The organism is Cryptosporangium japonicum (assembly GCF_039524755.1).
GTDB lineage: Bacteria > Actinomycetota > Actinomycetes > Mycobacteriales > Cryptosporangiaceae > Cryptosporangium > Cryptosporangium japonicum.
Genome location: NZ_BAAAGX010000007.1, coordinates 16,950 through 36,753 on the forward strand (window position 1 = coordinate 16,950; position 19,804 = coordinate 36,753).

A 19,804-nucleotide genomic window follows, 5' to 3' on the forward strand; every position below is an offset into this window, starting at 1 on the left:
CGCGGTGGCCGGGCCCGGGCTGCTGCTCGCCCTCGGTGAGCGGCGCGGCCTGATCGGGCACCGGGACGCCGACGGGAGCCTCCAGGTGCACGCGGTGCTCGCCGCACCCGACGGGTGGGCGCCGGGCGACGTGCGGGCGGAGCTGCTGGCGGCGTTCGCGGGCTGGCACGACGGTCTGCGGTCGCTGATCGCCGAGGCCGGGGGCCCGCTGGTGGCGCGCGGCATCCACACGCTGCCGGCCGGGCACCGCTGGCCCCGCACCCCCGGGGTGACGCTGCTGGGCGACGCGGCGCACCTGATGGCGCCGTTCGCGTGCGACGGGGCGAACCAGGCGATGCTCGACGGCGCCGAGCTCGCCGCGGCGCTGGTGGGCCACCCGACCGACCCCGAGGCGGCGCTGGGCGCCTACGAGGAGCTGCTGTTCCCACGGGCCGCCGCGACCGCGGCCGAGGCGGCGGCGATGTTCGCGGTGTGCTTCCGCGCGGACGCCCCGCGGGGTCTGGTCGATCTGCTGACGGCCTCGGGGCAGCTGGTTACCGTCGACGCATGATCGCGGAGTTCCGGATCGACGTCCCCGGCACCGACCTCGACGACCTCTCCGACCGTCTGGCCCGCACCCGCTGGACCCCGTCGCTGCCCGGCCCCGGCTGGCAGCGCGGCGTCCCCGTGGACTACCTGCGTCACTTGGCCGGCTACTGGGCCCACGGCTACGACTGGCGAGCCGCGGAAGCCGAACTGAACACCCACCCGCAGTACACGACCGACATCGACGGGCAGCGCCTGCACTTCCTGCACGTGCGCTCACCCCGCGCCGACGCGCTGCCGCTGCTGCTGGTGCACGGCTGGCCCGGGTCGGTGGTGGAGTTCCTCGACGTCCTCGGCCCGCTCCGCGAGGATTTCCACCTGGTGGTGCCGTCGTTGCCGGGGTTCGGGTTCTCCGGGCCGCTGTCCGGGCCGGGCTGGGGCATCGAGCGGATCGCCGACGCGTTCGCCGACCTCATGGGACGCCTGGGCTACCCGCGGTACGGCGTGCAGGGCGGCGACTTCGGGGCGGTGATCGCACCGGCGCTGGGCCGCCGTCACCCCGGGAACGTGGCCGGGGTGCACGTCAACGCGGCCACCGCCGGGTTCATGGCGCCGGGGCGGGTGGAGCCCGACGACTCGTTCACCGCGCCGGAGCGGGCGCGGCTGGCGTTGTCGCGGCGCTACCGGCGCGAAGGCAACGGCTACTTCACGCAGCAGGCCACCCGACCGCAGACACTCGCCTACGGGCTGCACGACTCACCGGTCGGGCAGCTGGCGTGGATCGTGGAGAAGTTCTACGAGTGGACGCACGGCGAGGGCATCCCCGTCGACCGCGAACGGCTGCTGACGAACGTGATGGTGTACTGGCTGACCGGCACCGCCGGCTCGTCGGCGAACCTGTACTACGAGGTGCTGCACACGGCGGGGTCGCACCCGGCGGAGAAGTCGCCGGTGCCGACGGGGGTGGCGGTGTTCGCCGAGGACATGGCGATCCGCCGGTTCGCCGAGCAGCGCAACACGATCACCCACTGGACCGACTTCGACACCGGCGGGCACTTCGCCGCCCTCGAGGTGCCGGACTTATTGGTAGCGGACATCCGCGCGTTCTTCAGTACCCTGTGACCATGCATCGTGCGTGCGTGGCCTGGTGGCGCTCCGGATAGGAGCGGCGCCTAGTCACGTGCGAATCACCCAGGGCCGTTCGGTGCGAACGGCCCTGTCTGCTGTCCATCGACGGTCCCCCTTTTTCTGCGAGAGGACTGTTACCCGATGGACCGTGTGATGAGCGGCGACCGGCCGACCGGGCCGCTGCACCTCGGGCACTACTTCGGCACCCTGCACAACCGGGTGCTGCTGCAGCGCGACGGCGCCGAGCTGACCGTGCTGATCGCCGACTACCAGGTCCTCACCGACCGCGACGCCGCCCGCGACCTGCCCGGGCACGTCGAAGGGCTGGTGCTGGACTATCTGGCGGCCGGGATCGACCCGTCGACGACGATCGTCGCCCACAGCGCGCTGCCGGCGCTCAACCAGCTGCTGCTGCCGTTCCTGAGCCTGGTCTCGGTGTCCGAGCTGGAACGCAACCCCACCGTCAAGGACGAGATCGCCCAGTCCCGGCGTGCGGTGAACGGCGTGATGTTCACCTATCCGGCGCACCAGGCCGCCGACATCCTGTTCGGCAAGTCGACGCTGGTGCCGGTCGGGCAGGACCAGTTGCCGCACCTGGAGCTGACCCGCACGATCGCGCGGCGGTTCAACGACCGGTACGCGCCGGTGTTCCCGGTGCCCGAGGCGCTGCTGTCGGCGGCGCCGCTGCTGCTGGGCACCGACGGGACGAAGATGAGCAAGAGCCGCGGCAACGCGATCGCGATCGGCGCGAGCCCGGACGAGACCGCGCGGCTGATCCGGGGCGCGAAGACCGACGCCGAGCGGCACATCACCTACCGGCCCGACACCCGCCCGGAGGTGTCGAGCCTGGTGCTGCTGGCGGCGTTGTGCCTGGACCGCGACCCGGAGTCGGTCGCCGCCGACGTCGGGTCCGGCGGTGCCGCGGCGCTGAAGAACGTCGTCGTCGACGCGGTCAACGCCTATTTCGCGCCGATCCGGGCCCGCCGCGCGTCCTACGCGGCCGACCGGGGATTCGTGCGCGGCATCCTGCGGGCCGGGGCGCAGCGCGCCGGCGCGGTGGCCGAGGCCACGCTCGCGGAGGTGCGCACCGCCATGGGCATGGCGTATTGATACTGCTGTGGACGCGTTCTACCGGGACCTGGGTGACGGTCGGTTCGAGAGCAGCACGGCGACGGCCGGGCCGTGGAGCGCGCAGCTCCAGCACGCCGGGCCGCCCTCGGGGCTGATCGGCGCGGTGATGCAACGGCACGCGCCGCGGGAGGGGTTCCGGATCGCGCGCGTGACGCTGGACATCCCGCGGCCGGTGCCGGTCGCCGAGCTGTCGGTGGCGGTCACCACGGTCAGCTCGACGGCACGCACCGAGCTGCTCGACGCGCAGATCAGCGCCGCGGGCCGCACCGTGATGACGGCGCGGGCGTGGCGGGTGCTGGCCGCGCCCGGAGACACGCCGCCGCTGCGTTCCGGGCCGCCGGCGTCGCCGCTGCCCGCGGTGGAGACGCCACCGCCGATGGCGGCCGGTGCGCACGTCGCCGGGTACCTGTCGGCGATGGAGTGGCGGTTCGTGTCCGGGGGCGGGTTCACCGAGGCCGGGCCCGGGGAGGCGTGGGGGCGGCAGCGGATCCCGCTGATCGCCGACGCCGAGGACACGCCGCTGACCCGGGCGCTGACGATCGCCGACACCAACTGGGCGGTCGGCTCCGAACTGGATTTCGTGCGGCGGCTGGTGATCAACACCGACGTGACGGTGGCGTTGCACCGCGACCCGGTCGGTGAGTGGCTGTGCCTGCGGGCCGAGACGGTCGCCAGCCCGGGCGGATCCGGGCTGGCGACCGGGCGGCTGGACGACCAGTCCGGTGACTGCGGACGGATCCTGCAGACGCTCCTGGTCGCCGACCGCGCCCCCGCCGACCGCGCCCCCGCCGACCGGGTCTAGCGGAACGCGGCGGCGTGCGTGGCGGCCCAGTCGGTGTAGGAGCGGGGCGGGCGGCCCAGCACCCGTTCGACGTCCGGGCTGACCCGCTGCTCGTCGGGGGTCGGGTGGCCGAGGATGTCGAGGGTGCCGTCGGCGACCGGGCCGGGCATGAACCCGAGCATCGCGGCCCGGGCGTCGGCGCGGGTCAGTTCGGTGAACCGCACCGGCTCGCCGAGCGCCGCTCCGAGGGCGGCGGCCTGCCCGCGGGGGCTGATCGCCGCCGGGCCGGTGAGCTCGTAGGCGCGGCCGGCGTGCCCGTCGCCGGTGAGGACCGCGGCGGCGACGGCGGTGATGTCGGCCGGGTCGACGACCGGCAGCGCCACGTCGGCGAACGGCGCCGCGACCGTGCGGGCGGCACGCACCGAGGGCACCCACGCGAACGTGTTGGACGCGAACCCGCCGGGGCGCAGCAGCGTCCACTCGGCCGCGGTGCGGCGCAGGGCGTCCTCGTAGGCGGCGAGGCGCGCGTGCGACGGCGCGGCCGGCCGGGTACGTGCCGCCTGCGAGGAGAGCAGCACGATCCGCTTCACCCCGGCCGCGGTGATGGTGGACAGTAGGTACCTAGAGGAAAGTGGCTATCCATGATCGAGACCGACGACCCGGAACTGGCGTGCCCGATCGCTCCGGCCGTGGACCTGGTGTTCAGCCGGTGGACCACGCCGATCCTGTGGGCGCTGCACACCTACGGGCGGCAGCGGTTCGTGCAGCTGGAGCGGCGGCTCAGCTCGATCACGCCGAAGGTGCTGACCCAGCGGCTGCGTCAGCTCGAACGTGACGGGCTGGTGACCCGCACCTACCACCCGGAGGTGCCGCCGCGGGTGGAGTACGAGATCACGCCGCTCGGGCAGAGCCTCGCGCCGCTGTTCGCCGGTCTGGCCGACTGGGCGGACGAGAACCTGCCGAAGGTGCACGAGGCGCGGGCGGTGTTCGACGCGCGTTAGGCCGGCCGGGCCCGGACGTGCAGCCGTTCGCCCTGGGGGCCGAACAGGGCGAGGATCTCGGCGGCGGCCGGGCCGGGATTGCTGATCGCGTGCGGGGTGCGGCAGTCGAACTCCACGACTTCGCCGACGCCGAGGGTCAGGTCGTGTTCGCCGAGGATGAGCCGCAGCGTCCCGGACAGCACGTAGAGCCACTCGTAGCCCTCGTGGACACGCTGTTCGGTGACGTCCACCCCGGCCGGCGTCGGCGGGATGACCTGTTTGTACGCGCGCAACCCGCCGAGGTGCTGCGAGAGCGGGATCGTGGTGCGCCCGTGCACGGTGTAGGGCCGCAGGTGCACCCGCGGGTCGCCGGTGGTGGGGGCGCCGACGAGCTCGTCGAGCTGCACCTGGTGCACCCGGGCGAGCGGCAGCAGCAGTTCGAGGGTGGGTTTGCGCTGCCCGGACTCCAGCCGCGAGAGCGTGCTCACCGAGATGCCGGTGGCTTCGGACAGGTCGGTGAGGGTGGTGCCGCGCTGGGCGCGCAGGGCACGCAGCCGCGGGCCGACGGCGGTCAGGACGGGATCGAAGTCGTCGCTCATCACCCCAGTTTGCCACTCCGGCAAGAATGTTTGTCATTTCGGCGAGGCGGTGGGCATCCTTCCGGTCATGACGACATACGACGCAGTGGTGGTGGGCGGCGGCGCGGCCGGGCTGGCCGGCGCGGTGGCCCTGGGCCGGGCCCGCCGATCGGTTCTGGTGGTGGACGCCGGTGAGCAACGCAACCTGCCCGCCGAGGGCGTGCACAATTTCCTGACCCGCGAGGGCATGCCACCGGCCGAGCTCGCCGCGGCCGGCCGCAAGGAAGCCGAGTCCTACGGGGTGACCGTGGTCGCGGCCCGGGTCACGGCGGCCGAACCCGACGGGGACTCCTTCCGGGTGACGCTCGACGACGGCACCGTGCTCGGCGCGGCCCGGCTGCTGCTGGCCACCGGCGTCACCGACACGCTGCCCGCGATCCCCGGGCTGGCCGAGCGGTGGGGCCGCGACCTGCTGCACTGCCCGTACTGCCACGGCTGGGAGGTGCGCGACCGGGCGCTGGGCATCATCTCCACCGGGCCGTTCGCCGTCGAACAGGCGCTGCTGTGGCGGCAGTGGAGCGCCGACGTGACGCTGTTCCGGCACACCGGCCCCGAACCCACCGACGAGCAGTACACCCAGCTGGCCGCCCGCGGCATCGCGGTCGTCGACGGCGAGATCACCGGCGTCGAGACCGACGGTGACCGGCTGACCGGGGTCCGCGTCGGCACGCGGGTGTTCACCCGGGACGCGCTGGTGGCCGCGACCACGATGAACGCGTCCCTGGCCGGCCTGGAGGGCCTCGGGCTGGCCCTGGAGGACCTGCAGCGCGACGGCGTGACGATCGGGACGTTCCTCAAGGCCGACCCGACCGGAAAGACCGACGTGCCGGGCGTGTACGCGGCGGGCAACCTCACGATGCCGCCCGGGCAGGTGATCGCCGCCGCCGCGGCCGGGACGATGGCCGGCGCGATGATCAACTTCGACCTGGTCGCCCGGGACACGCGGGCCGCGGTGGAGGCGGTTTCGTCGGAGGGCGATCGTAGGGTGCACGACGTGGACGAACTGGCACGCACCTGGGACGAGCGGTACCGCGAGAGCGACCTGATCTGGAGCGGCGAACCCAACACCGCGCTGGTCAAGGAGGTCGCCGACCTGCCCCCGGGCCGGGTCCTCGACCTCGGCTGCGGAGAAGGCGGCGACGCGGTGTGGTTCGCCCGGCAGGGCTGGTCGGTCACCGCGGCCGACATCTCCCCGGTCGCCCTGGAGCGGGCCGCGCGCCACGCCGCCGACGCCGGGGTCACCGACCGCATCGACTTCCAGCGCCACAACCTGGCGGTCTCCTTCCCCGACGGCGAGTTCGACCTGGTGTCGGCGCAGTTCCTGCACTCCTGGGGCGACATGCCGCGCGAGGCGATCCTGCGTCGCGCCGCCGCGGCGGTCGCGCCCGGCGGGGTGCTGCTGATCGAAGGGCACTCCGGGGCACCGCACTGGGAGAACGCCCCCGAGAACGAGCAGCACCAGCACGGGCACGGCGGGCACCCGCTGCCCTCGCCGCACGAGGTCATCGCGTCGCTGAACCTGCCCGAGGACGACTGGGAGGTGCTCGTCGTCGACGAGCACGAACGCACCCGCACGTTCCCCGACGGGCGCACCATCCACCACGTCGACAACACCGTCAAACTGCGCCGCCGGTGACCGGGCCGCGCGGGGTACCGTCGAACGGGTGACACGCCCCGCGGACCGTCCCCGCCACACCGACCGGAACCGCGCCGAATCGTTCGGGCCGATCGCCGCGGACTACGACCGGTACCGGCCGGTGTGCCCACCGGAGCTCCTCGCCGACCTGGTCGCGCTGGCCCCGGCGGCCGTGCTCGACGTCGGGTGCGGCACCGGCAAGCTCGCCGTGCCGATGCGCCGGGCCGGCCTGGACGTGCTCGGCGTCGAGATCGATCCGCGGATGGCCGCGGTGGCCCGCTCCCACGGCGTGCCGGTCGAGGTCGCGGGTTTCGAGACCTGGGACGACGCCGGGCGCCGGTTCGACCTGGTCACGTCGGGCAACGCCTGGCACTGGATCGACCCGGTGCGCGGCGCCCAGCGGGCCGCCGCGGTGCTGCGTCCCGGCGGCACCCTGGTGCGGTCGTGGACCTACGCGGTGCTCGACGCCGACGCGCTGGCGCTGCTGGACGGCGTGTACGCCCGGTACACCGGGGTGCACACGCACGCGTCGGCGGCGCTCGGCGAGGACCGCGACGAACCCCGCCTGCCGGGGTTCGGGCCCGCCGAGACGCGCGTCTACCGGTGGGAGTTGTCGTTCACGACCGCGCAGTGGGTGGGGCTGATCGCCACGTTCAGCGACCACCAGCTGCTGCCCGGCCCCGAGCGGGCGGCGTTGCTGAGCGAGTTGAGCACCGCGATCGACGGCGCGGGCGGGGTGCTGCGTGGCCGCGGCGAAGCCGTCGCGTTCGTCACGCCCCGCCCGTAGCCGGCGGCAGGGCCGCGTCGAGGAACGCGAGGACCGCGCGGGCCAGCGCGACCCGGTGGTCGGAGAACGCGTGGTCGGTGGGCCACCGGTGGTCCACGGCGTGCGGGAGCGCGGCGACCAGCGGTTCGTGGTGCACCGCGGGTGGGGCGGCGGTGTCGTGGTCGCCGGCGGCGAGCAGCACCGGCCGGTCGGCCAGGGCCGGCGCGAGCGCGGTGAGGCGGTCGGGGATCGTCGCCAGCTCCGCGATCAGCGCCGCGGAGCTGGTGCCGGCCAGCGGCGCGATGTCCCCGGCGAACCCGTCGACGTACGCCGCGTACACGGCCGGGTCGGCGCGGACCTCCGCGGCGGCGGCACCGAAGTCGAACCCGGCGAGCGACGCCACGGCCCGGATGCCCGGGTCGGCGGCCGCGGTGCGCAGCGCGGTGTAACCCCCCATGCTGTGCCCGACCAGCGCGATCCGGTGCGGGTCGAGGCCCGGGTCGGCGCGCAGCGCCGCCACCGCGGCGGCCGCGTCCTGCTGGACGTGCGCCCAGGTGAAGCGGCCCGGGCTGCCCCACGCGCCCCGGTAGTGGAACACCAGTGACGCGTACCCGGCGCGGCGCAGCGCGTGCGCCAGGTCGAAGTTGCGTTCGTTGCCGGGGAAGCCGTGCAGCACCGCCACGGCCGGGTGCGGCCCCGGACCGGCCGGGCGGTGCAGGACACCGAGCAGGTCCAGCCCGGCGCTGGGCACGGTGAACACCTGCGTCACCGCCGGTGGGTGCCGCCGCGGATCGGGGTCGGTGATCAAGGGATCGGTCACCGCCGGAGCGTAACCGGGCACCGGCGGCGGGCGGCTGCCACCGATGCGCGGGCGGCCGCCAGCCGTTCGGCTACCCGGTGCGCTACTCGGTGCGCTACTCGGTGCGCAGCGCGGTCGCCGTGCGGGTCTTCGCCGCCCAGCCGGCCGGCAGCAGCGCGCCCGCGCCGGCCAGCACGAGCCCGCCGAGCGCGATGCCGATCAGCTGCACCGGCCCGAACACCGTCAGCACGATCCGCGGCAGTTCCACGCCCGCGCCGTGCCCCATCGCCGGCACCAGCACCCCGTGCAGCCACACCCCGGCCGGTACCCCGATCACCCCGCCCACCAGGCCGATCAGCGCGACCGACGAGAGCACGGACAGCAGCGTCTGCCGTGGGGTCATGCCCAGGGCCTTGAGGATGCCGATGTCGTGCACCCGGTCACGCACGTCGAGCACGACGCTGTTGAGCACACCGAGCCCGGCGACGGTGACCAGCATCAGCGTCAGCAGCCCGGCGAGGGCGTCGATGACCACGACGAGTTCGTCGGCGCCGCCGCTGCCCTCGACGTGCGCACCGAGGCCCAGTGGGTCCAGCGCGGCCTGCAGCGACGTGGCGTACGCGTCGGGGTCGGTGCCGTCGGTGACCGCCAGCTGCCACCGGGTCGGCCGTGCACCGGGGGCGGCCTGCGTCAGCAGCTGACCGTCGTTGTTGCCGGGGTCGAACACCTTCCCGACGATCGTCAGCGTCGTGCTCGTGCCGCCGGCGGTGACGGTGAGCGTGTCGCCCAGCTCGCGGTCGGTGGCGGTGAGCAGCTCGGTGGGGACGACGACCTCGCCGGTGCGGGTGAACCAGCGTCCGGAGATCAGCTCGTACCCGGCCCACCCGGGGTGCGCGGTGTACCGCACCAGCGTGGTGCCGCCGCGGATGCCGGGCACGACGGCGTCGGTCTCGGTGATGCCCGTCCAGTGCGCGGTACCCGGCTGGGCGTCGAGCACGGCGGTGACCTTCGCCGGGTCCACGTCGACGGTGCTCTCTTCGGGGGGTCCGCCGGCGACCTCGCGGAACCCGTCGACGACCACGTCGGTGCCGGAGTGGTCGGCGGCGACCTGGATGCGGGCGAGCGAGTGGCCAGCCCGGACGCGAGCGTCACCGAGGCGGCGCCGAACGCGACCGCGACCACCATCGCGGTCGCGCGCGCCGGGGCGCTGAACGGCCGCGCGAGCCCCATCGACACCGGTCGCGGCAGCGGCAGGCGGGCCGCGACCCGCGCCGCGTACTGTCCGCGTCGCGCGGCCGGGGTGCGCCCGACGGCGAGCGCGTCGACCGCTTTGAGCCGTCCGGCGCGACCGGCGGCCGCGGCCGCGGTGACGGTCACGACCAGCAGCACACCGGTCAGCACGACGACGTCCACCCACGGGGCGATCGTCAGCGACACCGTGCCGTAGAGATCTTGGGCGTCGGCCAGCAGCGGCACCGCGATGAGGTTCCCGGCGACGAGGCCCAGCACCGCGCCGATCGTCGCCGGGACGAGGGCCTGCGCCACGTAGGCCCGCACGACCTGCGCGGGGGTGAATCCGAGGCCTTTGAGGATGCCGATGCGGCGGGTCGTGGAGCCCACCGCGCCGGCGACGACGGTGCCGACGACGAGCACCGACAGCAGCAGGCTCAGCCCGCCGAAGCCGAGCAGGAACGGCACGAACAGCGACGTCCGGGTGTTGGCTTCCTTCTTGACGGCGATCCAGTTCTGGGTGGCGGCCACGGCGCCGCCGGGCAGCGCGGCGGTGACCGCGTCGCGGGCGTCGGTCACCGCGCCGGGGTCGTCGAGCCGGTAGAGCATCTGGTAGCCGAGCGACGGTGGTTTCAGGGCGGTGAGCCCGGCGGGCGTGGTCCAGGCGTCCGCGGTGTCGCTGACCGACCGGGCGAACCCGACGATCGTGACGTCGGTGCGCGCACCGGCCGGGCCCATCGTGAGGGTGGTGCCGACCGGGGCCCGGAACCTGCTGCCGCTGCCGAGCACGATCTCGCCGGGTTTCGACGCCCACCGTCCCTCGAGGAGCGTGATCCGGTCGACGCCGGTGCCCGGGCCGGTGCGCGCGGCGACCCGGATGACGGGGCCGCGGGCGTCCTCGGGGATCCGGTCGGTCGCGGGTGGCGCTCCCGGTGGCGTCGGCATCGGGGGGAACATCATGACCTGCCCGACTCCGAACGGGCCGGCCGCTTCGGCGATCCCGTCGGTGTCGCTCGTCGCGGTCAGCTGCGCGGTGGTGGCTTTCGCGGGGTCGGTGAGCACCGTCAGGTGCGCGCCGTGCTGGGCGGCGAACGCGTGGTCGAACGGCGCGTTCGACGCCACCAGCAGTCCCGCGCCGAGCAGCCCGGCGGTGACGGCGGCCGCGGTGGCCAGCGTGATGACGACGGTCTGCACCCAGCGGCGCTGCACTCCGGAGCGCACGACCCGGCTCAGGGCACTCATCGGGTGGCCGCGCTCACGGCCGTGTCGGTGGCGATCCGCCCGTCGACGACCTCGATCGTGCGGGTGGCGCACTCGGCGGCGAGGGTCCGGTCGTGGGTGACCAGCACGATCGTCTGCCCGTCGGCGTGCAGGCCGGTCAGCAGCCGCCGCACTTCGGCGCCGGACGCGGTGTCCAGCGCGCCGGTGGGTTCGTCGGCGAGCAGCAGCGCGGGCCGGTTCATCAGCGACCGGGCCACCGCGACGCGCTGCCGTTCCCCGCCGGACAACCGGCCCGGGTAGGCGCGGGCGTGCCGGTCGATGCCGAGCGCGGTGAGCAGCTCGGTGGCGCGGCGGGTCGTCTCGCCGCGGGCGTTGCCGGCCAGCTGCGCGGGCAGCACGACGTTGTCGAACACGGTGAGGTCGTCGAGCAGGTTGAAGAACTGGAACACCAGCCCGACGCGGGCGCGCCGGTAGCGTGCGGAGGCGGCTTCGCTGAGCGTGTCGACGCGGGTGCCGCCGACGGTGACGGTGCCTTCGGTGGGTTTGTCGAGGCCGGCGACGAGGTTGAGCAGCGTGGACTTGCCGGAGCCGGATGGGCCGAGGATCGCGACGGCTTCGCCGGTGCGGACGGTGAGCGACACGTCGTCCAGCGCCGGTGGGCCGCTGTCGTAGCGTCGGGTGACGTGCTGCAGCGCGATGAGGGGCTCAGTGGTCATGGCCCGGGACGGTAGGGGCGCCGTGCCCGCGGACGCGTCGCCCGCGCTGGGGCTTTCCGGTCGTCCGGAAGGAGCACGCGGCGCGGGGTCATCCTCGGGAGGTAGTCCGGGGCGGCGCGCGGTTGATCCTGTGGACGGACGTCCGGGAGGGCGCCGGCAGCGGAGAATGGGCCGGTGAACGTTCGCCGGAAGGTGGCCGCGGCCGCGGGTGCGCTGCCGGGCCTGGTCCTGCGCCGGTCCGGGCCGAGCGCGACGCTGACCGTCCGCAACTGGTTGTTCGACGCCGGTCTGGCCGCGGCGCTGGCGTTGATCGCGGTCATCACGTACGACCACGCCGACGACGTCCGGTTCGTCCCTCCCGAGCAGCCCGGTCTCCCGGGTGAGGTCGCGCAGCCGATGGTGCCCGTCCCGCCGGGCCCGGAGGTCGTCGACCACCAGTCGGGCCTGGAGTGGGCGGCCGGTGCGCTGCTGCTGGTGTTCATCGCGGCGCCGCTGATCTTCCGGCGCCGGTACCCGCTGTCGGTGCTGTGGGTGGTGCTGTCCACCGCCGCGTTCCTCGGCGACGACGATCCGCAGACGCTGCGGCTCTCGTTCTACGTCGGGGTCGTCGCCGCGTACAGCGCCGCGGTGTACAGCCCGTACCGGCTGCCCGCGCTGGCGAGCCTGCCGGCCGCGGCGCTGCTCTTCGGTGAGCTGCAGCAGGGCGCGGCCCACCCGGCGTTCGGCGAGACGATCCAAGCGGTCCCGGAGCAGGCCGTGCCGTTCGTCATCCTGGTGCCGCTCGGTGTCGCCGCGTACGGGTTGCGCAGCTGGCGGGCCCGCGCCGACGTCGAACGCGAACGCGCCGCCGAGCTCGAACGGCAGGTGCGTCGCGCCGCCGAGCAGGAACGGGCCCGCATCGCGCGTGAGTTGCACGACGTGGTCACCCACAACGTGAGCGTGATGGTGATCCAGGCCGGCGCGGCCCGCAAGATCCTGGAGGTCTCCCCCGGTGACGCCCGCGAGGCGCTGCTGTCGGTCGAGGCCAGCGGCCGCGCCGCGATGACCGAGTTACGGCACGTCATGGGGTTGTTGACGATGGACGGTGAGGCGCCGGAGCTGGCGCCGCAGCCGGGCATGGATCAACTGGAGGCCCTGGTCGGGCGGGTCGGTGACACCGGGCTGCCGGTGGAGCTGGTCGTCACCGGCGACCGGGGCCGGCCGTTGCCCGACGGGGTGGACCTGGCCGGGTACCGGGTCGTGCAGGAGGCGTTGACGAACACGGTGAAACACGCCGGGGGTGCGTCGGCTATCGTCCGCGTGGACTACGGCGCGGATCGGCTGTGGATCGAGGTCACCGACAGCGGCGGGCGGCAGGCGGCGACGGCCGGTCCCGGGAGCGGGAGAGGGTTGATCGGCCTGCGTGAACGGCTCGCGTTGTACTCCGGGACGCTGTCCGCGGGTCCGCGTCTGCGCGGGGGCTACCGGGTGGAGGCGATCATTCCGCTGACCACCGCGGTGGCGATGCCCCCGGTGACCACCGCGGCGGCGGCGTCCCCGGGTGAGGTCACCGGCGCGGTGGAGGCGCGGTGAGCGGTCCGGTGCGGGTGGTGGTGGCCGACGATCAGGCGTTGGTGCGTACGGGGTTCCGGCTGATCCTCTCCGCCGACGGCATCGACGTGGTCGCCGAGGCCACCAACGGCGTCGAGGCCGTCGACGCGGTGCGCCGCACCCGCCCCGACGTGGTGCTGATGGACATCCGGATGCCGGAGCTGGACGGCCTGGAGGCAACCCGCCGGATCCTCGCCGACCCCGGGCCCCCCTCCGGCCCCTCCCGACCGGCCGGGCCTGCCGGTCCGTCGGCGGCTCCGGTGGACCCGGCGGCTCCGGTGGCGCCGGTCGGGCCGCGGGTGCTGATGCTGACGACGTTCGACCTCGACCAGTACGTGTACGCGGCGTTGTCGGCGGGCGCGAGCGGGTTCCTGCTCAAGGACGTCACCCCGGAGCAGCTGACCGCGGCGGTGCGGCTGGTGCGCTCGGGGGACGCGTTGCTCGCGCCGCAGATCACCCGGCGGCTGGTGGAACGGTTCGCGCGCCGCGACGAGCAGACCGCGACCGTCCACCGGGACCTGGCGAGCCTGACGCCGCGCGAGCGGGAGGTGCTGCGGATGCTGGCCCGGGGGATGAGCAACGCCGAGCTCGCCGCGGCGCTGCACCTGTCCGAGGCGACGGTGAAAACGCACGTGGCCCGCATCCTCGGCAAGCTGCACCTGCGTGACCGGGTGCAGGCGGTGGTGGTGGCCTACGAAACGGGTCTCGTGGCCCCCGGTGAGGCATAACCGCACCACCACCGCCCGGTTTTCCGGCCGCTACGGCGACCTGAGGGCGTTTTCGCAGGTCAGAGGGGTCGGTCGCGGCCGGCGACGTGGCCGGCGACCAGTTGGGCGCTCATCAGGACGGCGAGGAACACCAGCGGGGTGCGCCAGCCGCCGGTGTGGTCGTAGAGGACACCGACGACGACCGGGCCGGGGATCGACAGCAGGTAGCCGGCGCTCTGGGCGAACGCGGAGAGCCGCACCACCGAGCCGGCGTCGCCGCCGCGCAGCCCGATCATCGTCAGCGCGAGCGGGAACGCGCAGTTGGCCAGGCCCAGCAGCACCGCCCACAGCCACGGCGCGCCGGCCGGGGCGAGGAACAGCCCGATGTACCCGGCCAGGCCGAACACCGCGAGCACGACCGCCAGGACGCTCTGGCTGCGTAGCCGCCCGGCGAGCGCGCCGAGCCCGTAGGAGAGCGGCACACCGAGCAGGGACGTGACGGCGAACAGCAGGCCGGCGGTCTGGGCGGAGAGCCCGGCGTCGCGGAACATCTGCGGGAGCCAGCCCATGATCACGTACGCCGCGGTGGCCTGCAGCCCGAAGTAGGTGGCGAGAGCCCAGGCGGTGGTGCTGGCACTCATCCGCTTCACCGCGGGCCCGCGCTCGGCCGGGGCGTCGGCCTCGGCGTCGGGGGTGGGGGTGGGGACGGGTGCGGCGGGTCGGCGGACGAGGAACACCCAGGGCAGCAGCGCGAGGGCGGCGACGACGGCCCAGACCCCGAGACCGAACCGCCAGCTGTCGCCGAAGACCGACGCGACCGGCACCGTCACCGCGGCCGCGGTGGTGGCGCCGACGTTCAGCGCGGTGGAGTAGACCCCGGTCATCGCTCCGACGCGGGTACCGAACCGCTGCTTGACCACGACCGGCAGCAGCACGTTGACCAGCGCGATCCCGGCCAGCGCCACCGCCGAGAGCGCGAGGAACTCCGGGACGCCGGCGATCAGCGGCCGGATCGCGAGCCCGGCGGTGAGCGCGGTGATGCCGGCGAGGATCACCGCGTCGGGCCCGAAGCGGCGGGCCAGCGCGGGGGCGGTCACGCCGACCACGGCGAAACACAGGGCGGGCACGGAGGTGAGCAGCCCGGCGAGGCCGGCGCTCATCCCGAGGTCGGCCCGGACCTCCTCGAGTACGGGCCCGAGACTGGTGACGGCCGGGCGCAGGTTGAGCGCGACGAGGACGAGAGCGGTCATCGCCAGCCACGGGGTGGCCGGCCCTGACTTCGGGGTGTTACGCGTCAGAACGGTGGATGACACAATCCCATCATAGAATCATGGGATGAATATGGCGCCTGTGTCTCGGCCCACTGCGCTCTCCGACCAGGTGATCGCCGCCCTCCGCGCGCAGATCACCTCCGGGGCCTGGCCGGTGGGCTCGCGCATCCCCACCGAACCGGAACTGGTCACGCAGCTCGGCGTCGCCCGCAACACCGTCCGCGAAGCCGTCCGCGCGCTAGCCCACAACGGGCTGCTGGACATCCGGCAGGGCTCCGGCACGTACGTGGTGGCGACCAGCGAACTGGCCGGGGTGATGCGCCGGCGGTTCGCCCACGCCCCCCAGCGGGACGTCACCGAGTTGCGCGGTGCGCTCGAAGCCACCGCCGCCGGCCTCGCCGCCACCCGCCGCACCACCGACGACCTGGCCAAACTCGACGCGCTCCTGGCCGAGCGGGAACGGGCGTGGGCCGCGGGTGAGCGCGACGCGTTCGTCACCGCCGACTCCGCGTTCCACCTGGCCGTGGTGGCCGCCGCCCACAACGAGGTGCTCGGTGAGCTCTACGCCGACCTCGGCGCGGTCATCCGCGATTCGCTGCGTCAGCACTTCAGCCCGCGGCTGCGTCCCGAGGAGTACATGGACCACGGGCGGCTGCTGGACGCCATCCGCGCCGGCGACGCGAGCGCCGCGGCCGCCGAAGCCGCGTCGCACACCGACAGCATGTGCTTCACGTTCTGACCCCGGCAGCGCCCGTGACGGCGGACGCTGCCGGCAGACCCCGAGGGTCAGCAGCGCTTCCAGGCCAGGTGGTAGAGCGTGGAGAAGCTGGTGTCGGTGGAGTCCATGCTGATCAGGCTCGTCGCGGTGGCGCGGGAGGTGCCGCGGGCCACCCGCAGCTCGGTGTTGATGTTCAGGTCCCGGAACGCTCCGCAGCGCGCCCACGCGAGGGCGGCGACCCCGACCGAGTCGGTCTTCTGCCAGTCGCCGTCGTACGGGCCGGTGAAGTCGTGGCGCATCCGCGCGGTGGGCGTCGCGCCCTGGAAGTAGTAGCTGGCCTGCTCGACGGCGCGCGCGCCGCGCGCCAGCGACGCGTAGCCGCGGTAGTCGGCCTTGGCCACCGCGTAGGTGAAGCCCTGCGGCACGTGCACCCGCAGGCCGAGCTGGCAGTTGCGGCGGAACTCGGTCGCGTGGGCGCCGGGGCCGACCCGGGCCAGGTAGGCGCTGTAGGTGACGGTGAACGCGGTGGCGTCCTGCGACAGCGACACCGCCGCGGTGCCCTCGGGGCACCCGGAGCCGTTGACGGTCACCAGGTCGACCACCACGTGGTCGGGCGGGGGCGTCAGCGGCATCGCCGCGCGGGCCGGCGCGCCCAGGGCCAGGGCGGCCAGCACCAGGGTCAGCGCGGTGAAGCCCCGCCGGAAACGGGTACGTGCGGTGTTGCTCGTCATGCTCACTCCTATCGCCACTAAACGGACAAAGCGGATTTGAGCATTCGACGATCGTCGGACCCGGCCGCGCCGGGCGGGTCTGACTCAACAGCCCCTCGAATCCCGCCCGAACGACCGATCACTACCGCGACGGCCGCTCACCCACGGGGGTGTGCGCACGCAGCGCGGCCACCACCGCGGCCGGGTCGGGGGCGTAGAACCGCAGCGTGCGGGCGTGCCCACGGCGCCCGAGCGGGCGGGTGAACGGCACCGGCGCGGTGAGCGTCACCGTGACCGTCGTTTCGCCGCCGGCCGGGAGCTCGGTGACCCCCTCGGCGTCGACCCGGCCGATCCTCGCGCGTGAGTACCGGCGCTCCACCCGCACCGCCCCGATGACCGCCGCGGGCACGACCACCTCGAGGAACGCGCCGTAGCGCACCCGCAGCGACCCGTCCGCGGCCACCACGTGCGGCCGCACCGTGCACGAGAACTGCACCCCGAGCACGAAGTAGATGCCCCACAGATCCAGGACCAGCACGATCGCGTGGACGATCGGCCACGGCACGATCAGCGCCAGCACGAACGTCTCGACGACCGCGGCGAACGCCAGCCCGTACAGCAGCGCCGCCTGCGCCCCGGCGTAGGGCACCACCAGGTCGCCGGGCCCCACGGTGCGCGGCCCGCGTCGGCTCACCCACCGGACGACGTCGCTGAGCAGCACCGCCTCGTGCCGGACCAACCGCAGCACCACCCTCATCGCAGCCTCCCCTCCTCGGCCCCGCCGGCGACGGCACGCAGGCGGGAGATCGCGCCGCGCACCGCGGCGACCTGGGCCGGGGCGAACTCGGCGAACATCGCCGCGGTGAACCCGTCCCGCCCGGTCAGCTCGTCCTCGCCGGGCAGCACCACCCCGGCCAGCATCTCCGCCGGTACGACCGCGGCCATCGCCGCCGCGGTCGCCTCGACCCGCGGGTCGTCGACCGCGGCCCCGGCCAGCGCGTCGAGCTGGGCGTACACCGCGTACACCCGCTCGACGAGCGGTGTCGTCGGCGAGGACGTCGCGGACCTCGTCGAGGCTGAGCCCGAGCTCGGTCAGGCGCCGCACCCGGCACAGCTCGACGGCGTCGCGCAGGGAGTACTCGCGGTAGCCGTTGGGTTGGCGGGCGGGCTCGGGCAGCAGCCCGATCCGGTGGTAGTGCCGCACCGCGCGGGTGGTGACCCCGGCGACGCCGGCGAGTTCTCCGATGCGCATGTCCCCAGTAAAAACCTTGACGCCACGACAAGGTCAACCGTCAATACGTCGCAACCGTCAAAACGTAATACCGAAACAGAACGCGATATCCTCTGACTATCGATTGCGTCGAAGGTTCCGATAGACTGCAATTATTGGCACCTTGCCGAAACGCCGAAAAACACCTGGGAGCGATGCGTGGACGCGGCCCCTAACGAAATCGCGGTCGTCGACAACGGAACCGGCGACCTCGTCCGGCTCACCGACGTCGACCACACGATCTCCCCCGAGACCGCCCGCCGGATCGCCAACGCCACCCCCCCGAACACCATCCGCGCCTACACCGCCGACCGGGCCGCGTTCCGCCGCTGGTGCGCGCTCGTCGGCCGCAACCCCCTACCCGCCACCGCCGAGACCGCCGCCGAGTACGCCACCTACCTCGCGCTCGGCGGAGCCCTCCAGCAGGACGGCACCCGCAAAGGCAGCGCCGCGCCACGCACCATCGAACGGGCCCTCTCGGCGATCCGCACCGAACACCGCGAGAACGGCTACGCCGACACCCCGGACCTGTTCGGCGCCCGGCGGGTCATCAAGGACCACCGCCGCGACCGCACCGACCGCGGCATCCGCGACCGGCAGGCCACCGCGATCAGCGTCACCGACCTACGCGCCATGGTCGACGCCTGCGACCCCGACACCCTCGCCGGCACCCGCGACCGCGCGCTGATCGTCCTGGGCTTCAGCATGATGGTGCGCCGCTCCGAACTGGTCGCCCTCAACACCCTCGGCGACCTCACCGACACCCGCGACGGCGTCGACGTGCTGATCCGCTGGTCCAAAACCGACCAGGACGCCATCGGGGAACTCGTCGCCGTCCACTACGGCGCGCACCCGCAGACGTGCCCCGTGCGGCTGCTCGGCGCGTGGCGCGAACGACTGGCCGCCGTACGCCCGGCCGAGGGCCCACTGTGGATGCCGATCGACAAGATGGACCGGCTCCCGCACATGCCGGGCTACTGCGGGCGCCCCGGCACCGGCCGCCTCACCGGCAAAGCCGTCGGGATCATCCTGCGTGACGCCGCCACCCGTGCCGGCGTCGCCACCGAGGCGCTCTCGGCGCACTCGCTGCGCGCCGGCGGGGCCACCGCCGCGTACAGCGCCGGCAACGACCTGCTCGCCATCTCCCGCCGCGGCCGTTGGAAAGACGGCTCCCCGGTGCTGCTGCGCTACATCCGCGACGTCGACCGCTGGAAACAGAACCCGATGGCCGGCGTCCTGTAGGCGACCCAACCCCGGTCTAGGGTGTCCGGCATGGCACTGCGGCTGGTCCAGTTCAACATCAAAGCCCACGACCACGCGACGCTGGGCCGGTTCTGGGCCGACGCGCTCGGCTGGGCGGTGTTCACCGGCCACGGCACCAGCGTCCGCCCCGCCGGCACGTCCTGGCCGGTGCCCGGCGTCGTCGCGCTGGACCTGATCCCCGTCGCGGACACCTCGACAGTGCACGACCGGGCGCATCTCGAGCTCGCCACCACCTCCGCCGCCCACCACACCGAACTGGTGACCCACCTGCAGACCCTCGGCGCGACCCCGGCCCCCACCACCCACCCCGGCACCACCGTGCTGGCCGACCCGGAAGGCAACGTGTTCTGCGTCCGCCCACCCCAGGGTGACGCCGGACCGATCGCCGCGGTGGTCGTCGACTGCGCGGACCCCCGGACCCTGGCCGGATTCTGGGCCGACGCGCTGGGCTGGCCCGTCACCGAGGACACCACCGACAGGACCCGGCTCACCAGCGGCGAGAACCTGCACCTGGAGTTCACACGCGTCTCCCACGTGCACGACGCCCCCAACCGCCTGCACCTGGACCTGCTCCCGGGCCCCCTCGATCAGCAGAACCCCGAGGTCACCCGGCTGCGCCGGAACGGCGCGACCCCGCTCGACGTCGGACAGGGCGACGTCCCGTGGACGGTACTCGCCGACCCGGAAGGCAACGAGTTCTGCGTGCTCGGCCCGGCCTAGACCA

Annotated in this window: 21 protein-coding genes and 1 pseudogene; 12 read left to right on the plus strand and 10 right to left on the minus strand. The window is 74.0% G+C overall.

Features of this window, described 5'->3' with window-relative positions:
- The 4 genes from ABD437_RS08470 to ABD437_RS08485 all read left to right on the plus strand — a co-directional run.
- On the plus strand, nucleotides 1-550 hold a 550-nt coding region (locus ABD437_RS08470), incomplete at its 5' end, for an FAD-dependent monooxygenase (RefSeq protein WP_344648200.1).
- Nucleotides 547-1,647: an epoxide hydrolase family protein gene (locus ABD437_RS08475; protein ID WP_344648201.1), complete on the plus strand. Its 1,101-nt coding sequence runs from the start codon at nucleotides 547-549 to the stop codon at nucleotides 1,645-1,647. The genes ABD437_RS08470 and ABD437_RS08475, both read left to right, overlap by 4 nt.
- A 147-nt stretch (nucleotides 1,648-1,794) precedes the next feature.
- The gene (gene trpS / locus ABD437_RS08480) at nucleotides 1,795-2,763 is read left to right on the plus strand and encodes a tryptophan--tRNA ligase (protein WP_344648202.1); all 969 of its coding nucleotides are present in this window, start codon (nucleotides 1,795-1,797) and stop codon (nucleotides 2,761-2,763) included.
- A 7-nt stretch (nucleotides 2,764-2,770) separates the two neighbouring features.
- Complete coding sequence (locus ABD437_RS08485) at nucleotides 2,771-3,586, plus strand: thioesterase family protein (RefSeq protein ID WP_344648203.1); 816 nt, start codon at nucleotides 2,771-2,773, stop codon at nucleotides 3,584-3,586.
- On the opposite strand, the gene ABD437_RS08490 is transcribed toward ABD437_RS08485, so the two are convergent.
- A complete protein-coding gene (locus tag ABD437_RS08490) occupies nucleotides 3,583-4,155 on the minus strand; it encodes a Rossmann-fold NAD(P)-binding domain-containing protein (protein WP_344648204.1) in 573 nt (190 codons plus the stop codon). The two genes, ABD437_RS08485 and ABD437_RS08490, sit on opposite strands and share 4 nt — an antisense overlap.
- A gap of 51 nt (nucleotides 4,156-4,206) precedes the next feature.
- On the opposite strand from ABD437_RS08490, the gene ABD437_RS08495 reads away from it, so the two are divergent.
- A complete protein-coding gene (locus ABD437_RS08495) occupies nucleotides 4,207-4,566 on the plus strand; it encodes a winged helix-turn-helix transcriptional regulator (protein ID WP_344648205.1) in 360 nt (119 codons plus the stop codon).
- Here the strand turns inward: ABD437_RS08495 and ABD437_RS08500 are convergent.
- The gene (locus ABD437_RS08500) at nucleotides 4,563-5,144 is read right to left on the minus strand and encodes a helix-turn-helix domain-containing protein (protein WP_344648206.1); all 582 of its coding nucleotides are present in this window, start codon (nucleotides 5,142-5,144) and stop codon (nucleotides 4,563-4,565) included. The genes ABD437_RS08495 and ABD437_RS08500 overlap by 4 nt on opposite strands.
- Nucleotides 5,145-5,211: 67 nt before the next feature.
- Between ABD437_RS08500 and ABD437_RS08505 the strand changes: the two genes are divergently transcribed.
- Together ABD437_RS08505 and ABD437_RS08510 are read left to right on the plus strand one after the other, a co-directional pair.
- Complete coding sequence (locus tag ABD437_RS08505; RefSeq protein WP_344648207.1) at nucleotides 5,212-6,819, plus strand: FAD-dependent oxidoreductase; 1,608 nt, start codon at nucleotides 5,212-5,214, stop codon at nucleotides 6,817-6,819.
- A gap of 28 nt (nucleotides 6,820-6,847) precedes the next feature.
- On the plus strand, nucleotides 6,848-7,606 hold the full coding sequence (locus ABD437_RS08510) for a class I SAM-dependent methyltransferase (RefSeq protein ID WP_344648208.1): 759 nt from the start codon (nucleotides 6,848-6,850) through the stop codon (nucleotides 7,604-7,606).
- On the opposite strand, the gene ABD437_RS08515 is transcribed toward ABD437_RS08510, so the two are convergent.
- The 4 genes from ABD437_RS08515 to ABD437_RS08530 form a co-directional block, all read right to left on the minus strand.
- Nucleotides 7,590-8,405: an alpha/beta hydrolase family protein gene (locus tag ABD437_RS08515; RefSeq protein WP_344648209.1), complete on the minus strand. Its 816-nt coding sequence runs from the start codon at nucleotides 8,403-8,405 to the stop codon at nucleotides 7,590-7,592. The two genes, ABD437_RS08510 and ABD437_RS08515, sit on opposite strands and share 17 nt — an antisense overlap.
- Nucleotides 8,406-8,499: 94 nt before the next feature.
- Entirely contained in the window at nucleotides 8,500-8,883 is a 384-nt protein-coding gene (locus ABD437_RS08520; RefSeq protein WP_344648549.1) for an ABC transporter permease, read from the minus strand.
- 365 nt (nucleotides 8,884-9,248) lie between these two features.
- Nucleotides 9,249-10,856 (minus strand): FtsX-like permease family protein, encoded by a 1,608-nt coding sequence (locus ABD437_RS08525; protein WP_344648210.1) that lies wholly within the window; start codon nucleotides 10,854-10,856, stop codon nucleotides 9,249-9,251.
- Entirely contained in the window at nucleotides 10,853-11,551 is a 699-nt protein-coding gene (locus ABD437_RS08530) for an ABC transporter ATP-binding protein (RefSeq protein WP_344648211.1), read from the minus strand. Before ABD437_RS08530 ends, ABD437_RS08525 begins: the two co-directional genes overlap by 4 nt.
- 174 nt (nucleotides 11,552-11,725) lie before the next feature.
- Between ABD437_RS08530 and ABD437_RS08535 the strand changes: the two genes are divergently transcribed.
- Together ABD437_RS08535 and ABD437_RS08540 are read left to right on the plus strand one after the other, a co-directional pair.
- Entirely contained in the window at nucleotides 11,726-13,123 is a 1,398-nt protein-coding gene (locus ABD437_RS08535; RefSeq protein ID WP_344648212.1) for a sensor histidine kinase, read from the plus strand.
- On the plus strand, nucleotides 13,120-13,869 hold the full coding sequence (locus tag ABD437_RS08540; protein ID WP_344648213.1) for a response regulator: 750 nt from the start codon (nucleotides 13,120-13,122) through the stop codon (nucleotides 13,867-13,869). Before ABD437_RS08535 ends, ABD437_RS08540 begins: the two co-directional genes overlap by 4 nt.
- A gap of 59 nt (nucleotides 13,870-13,928) precedes the next feature.
- Here ABD437_RS08540 and ABD437_RS08545 read toward each other — a convergent pair whose 3' ends face one another.
- Nucleotides 13,929-15,098 (minus strand): CynX/NimT family MFS transporter, encoded by a 1,170-nt coding sequence (locus ABD437_RS08545; protein WP_344648550.1) that lies wholly within the window; start codon nucleotides 15,096-15,098, stop codon nucleotides 13,929-13,931.
- Nucleotides 15,099-15,189: 91 nt separating this feature from the next.
- Between ABD437_RS08545 and ABD437_RS08550 the strand changes: the two genes are divergently transcribed.
- On the plus strand, nucleotides 15,190-15,858 hold the full coding sequence (locus ABD437_RS08550; protein ID WP_344648214.1) for a FadR/GntR family transcriptional regulator: 669 nt from the start codon (nucleotides 15,190-15,192) through the stop codon (nucleotides 15,856-15,858).
- A 47-nt stretch (nucleotides 15,859-15,905) separates the two neighbouring features.
- Here ABD437_RS08550 and ABD437_RS08555 read toward each other — a convergent pair whose 3' ends face one another.
- The 3 genes and pseudogenes from ABD437_RS08555 to ABD437_RS08565 form a co-directional block, all read right to left on the minus strand.
- Nucleotides 15,906-16,568 (minus strand): DUF4360 domain-containing protein, encoded by a 663-nt coding sequence (locus ABD437_RS08555; RefSeq protein WP_425558123.1) that lies wholly within the window; start codon nucleotides 16,566-16,568, stop codon nucleotides 15,906-15,908.
- Between the two features lie 121 nt (nucleotides 16,569-16,689).
- Nucleotides 16,690-17,304 carry a hypothetical protein gene (locus ABD437_RS08560; RefSeq protein ID WP_344648215.1) on the minus strand — a complete coding sequence of 205 codons (615 nt, stop codon included), beginning with the start codon at nucleotides 17,302-17,304 and terminating at the stop codon, nucleotides 16,690-16,692.
- A pseudogene (locus ABD437_RS08565) lies at nucleotides 17,301-17,799 on the minus strand (MerR family transcriptional regulator). The gene ABD437_RS08560 and the pseudogene ABD437_RS08565 overlap by 4 nt, the downstream one beginning before the upstream one ends.
- Nucleotides 17,800-17,976: 177 nt before the next feature.
- On the opposite strand from ABD437_RS08565, the gene ABD437_RS08570 reads away from it, so the two are divergent.
- Nucleotides 17,977-19,059, plus strand: coding sequence for a site-specific integrase (locus ABD437_RS08570; RefSeq protein WP_344648216.1), 1,083 nt, complete (start codon nucleotides 17,977-17,979; stop codon nucleotides 19,057-19,059).
- A gap of 30 nt (nucleotides 19,060-19,089) precedes the next feature.
- Nucleotides 19,090-19,800 (plus strand): VOC family protein, encoded by a 711-nt coding sequence (locus tag ABD437_RS08575; RefSeq protein WP_344648217.1) that lies wholly within the window; start codon nucleotides 19,090-19,092, stop codon nucleotides 19,798-19,800.
- The last annotated feature ends 4 nt before the right edge of the window (nucleotides 19,801-19,804 follow it).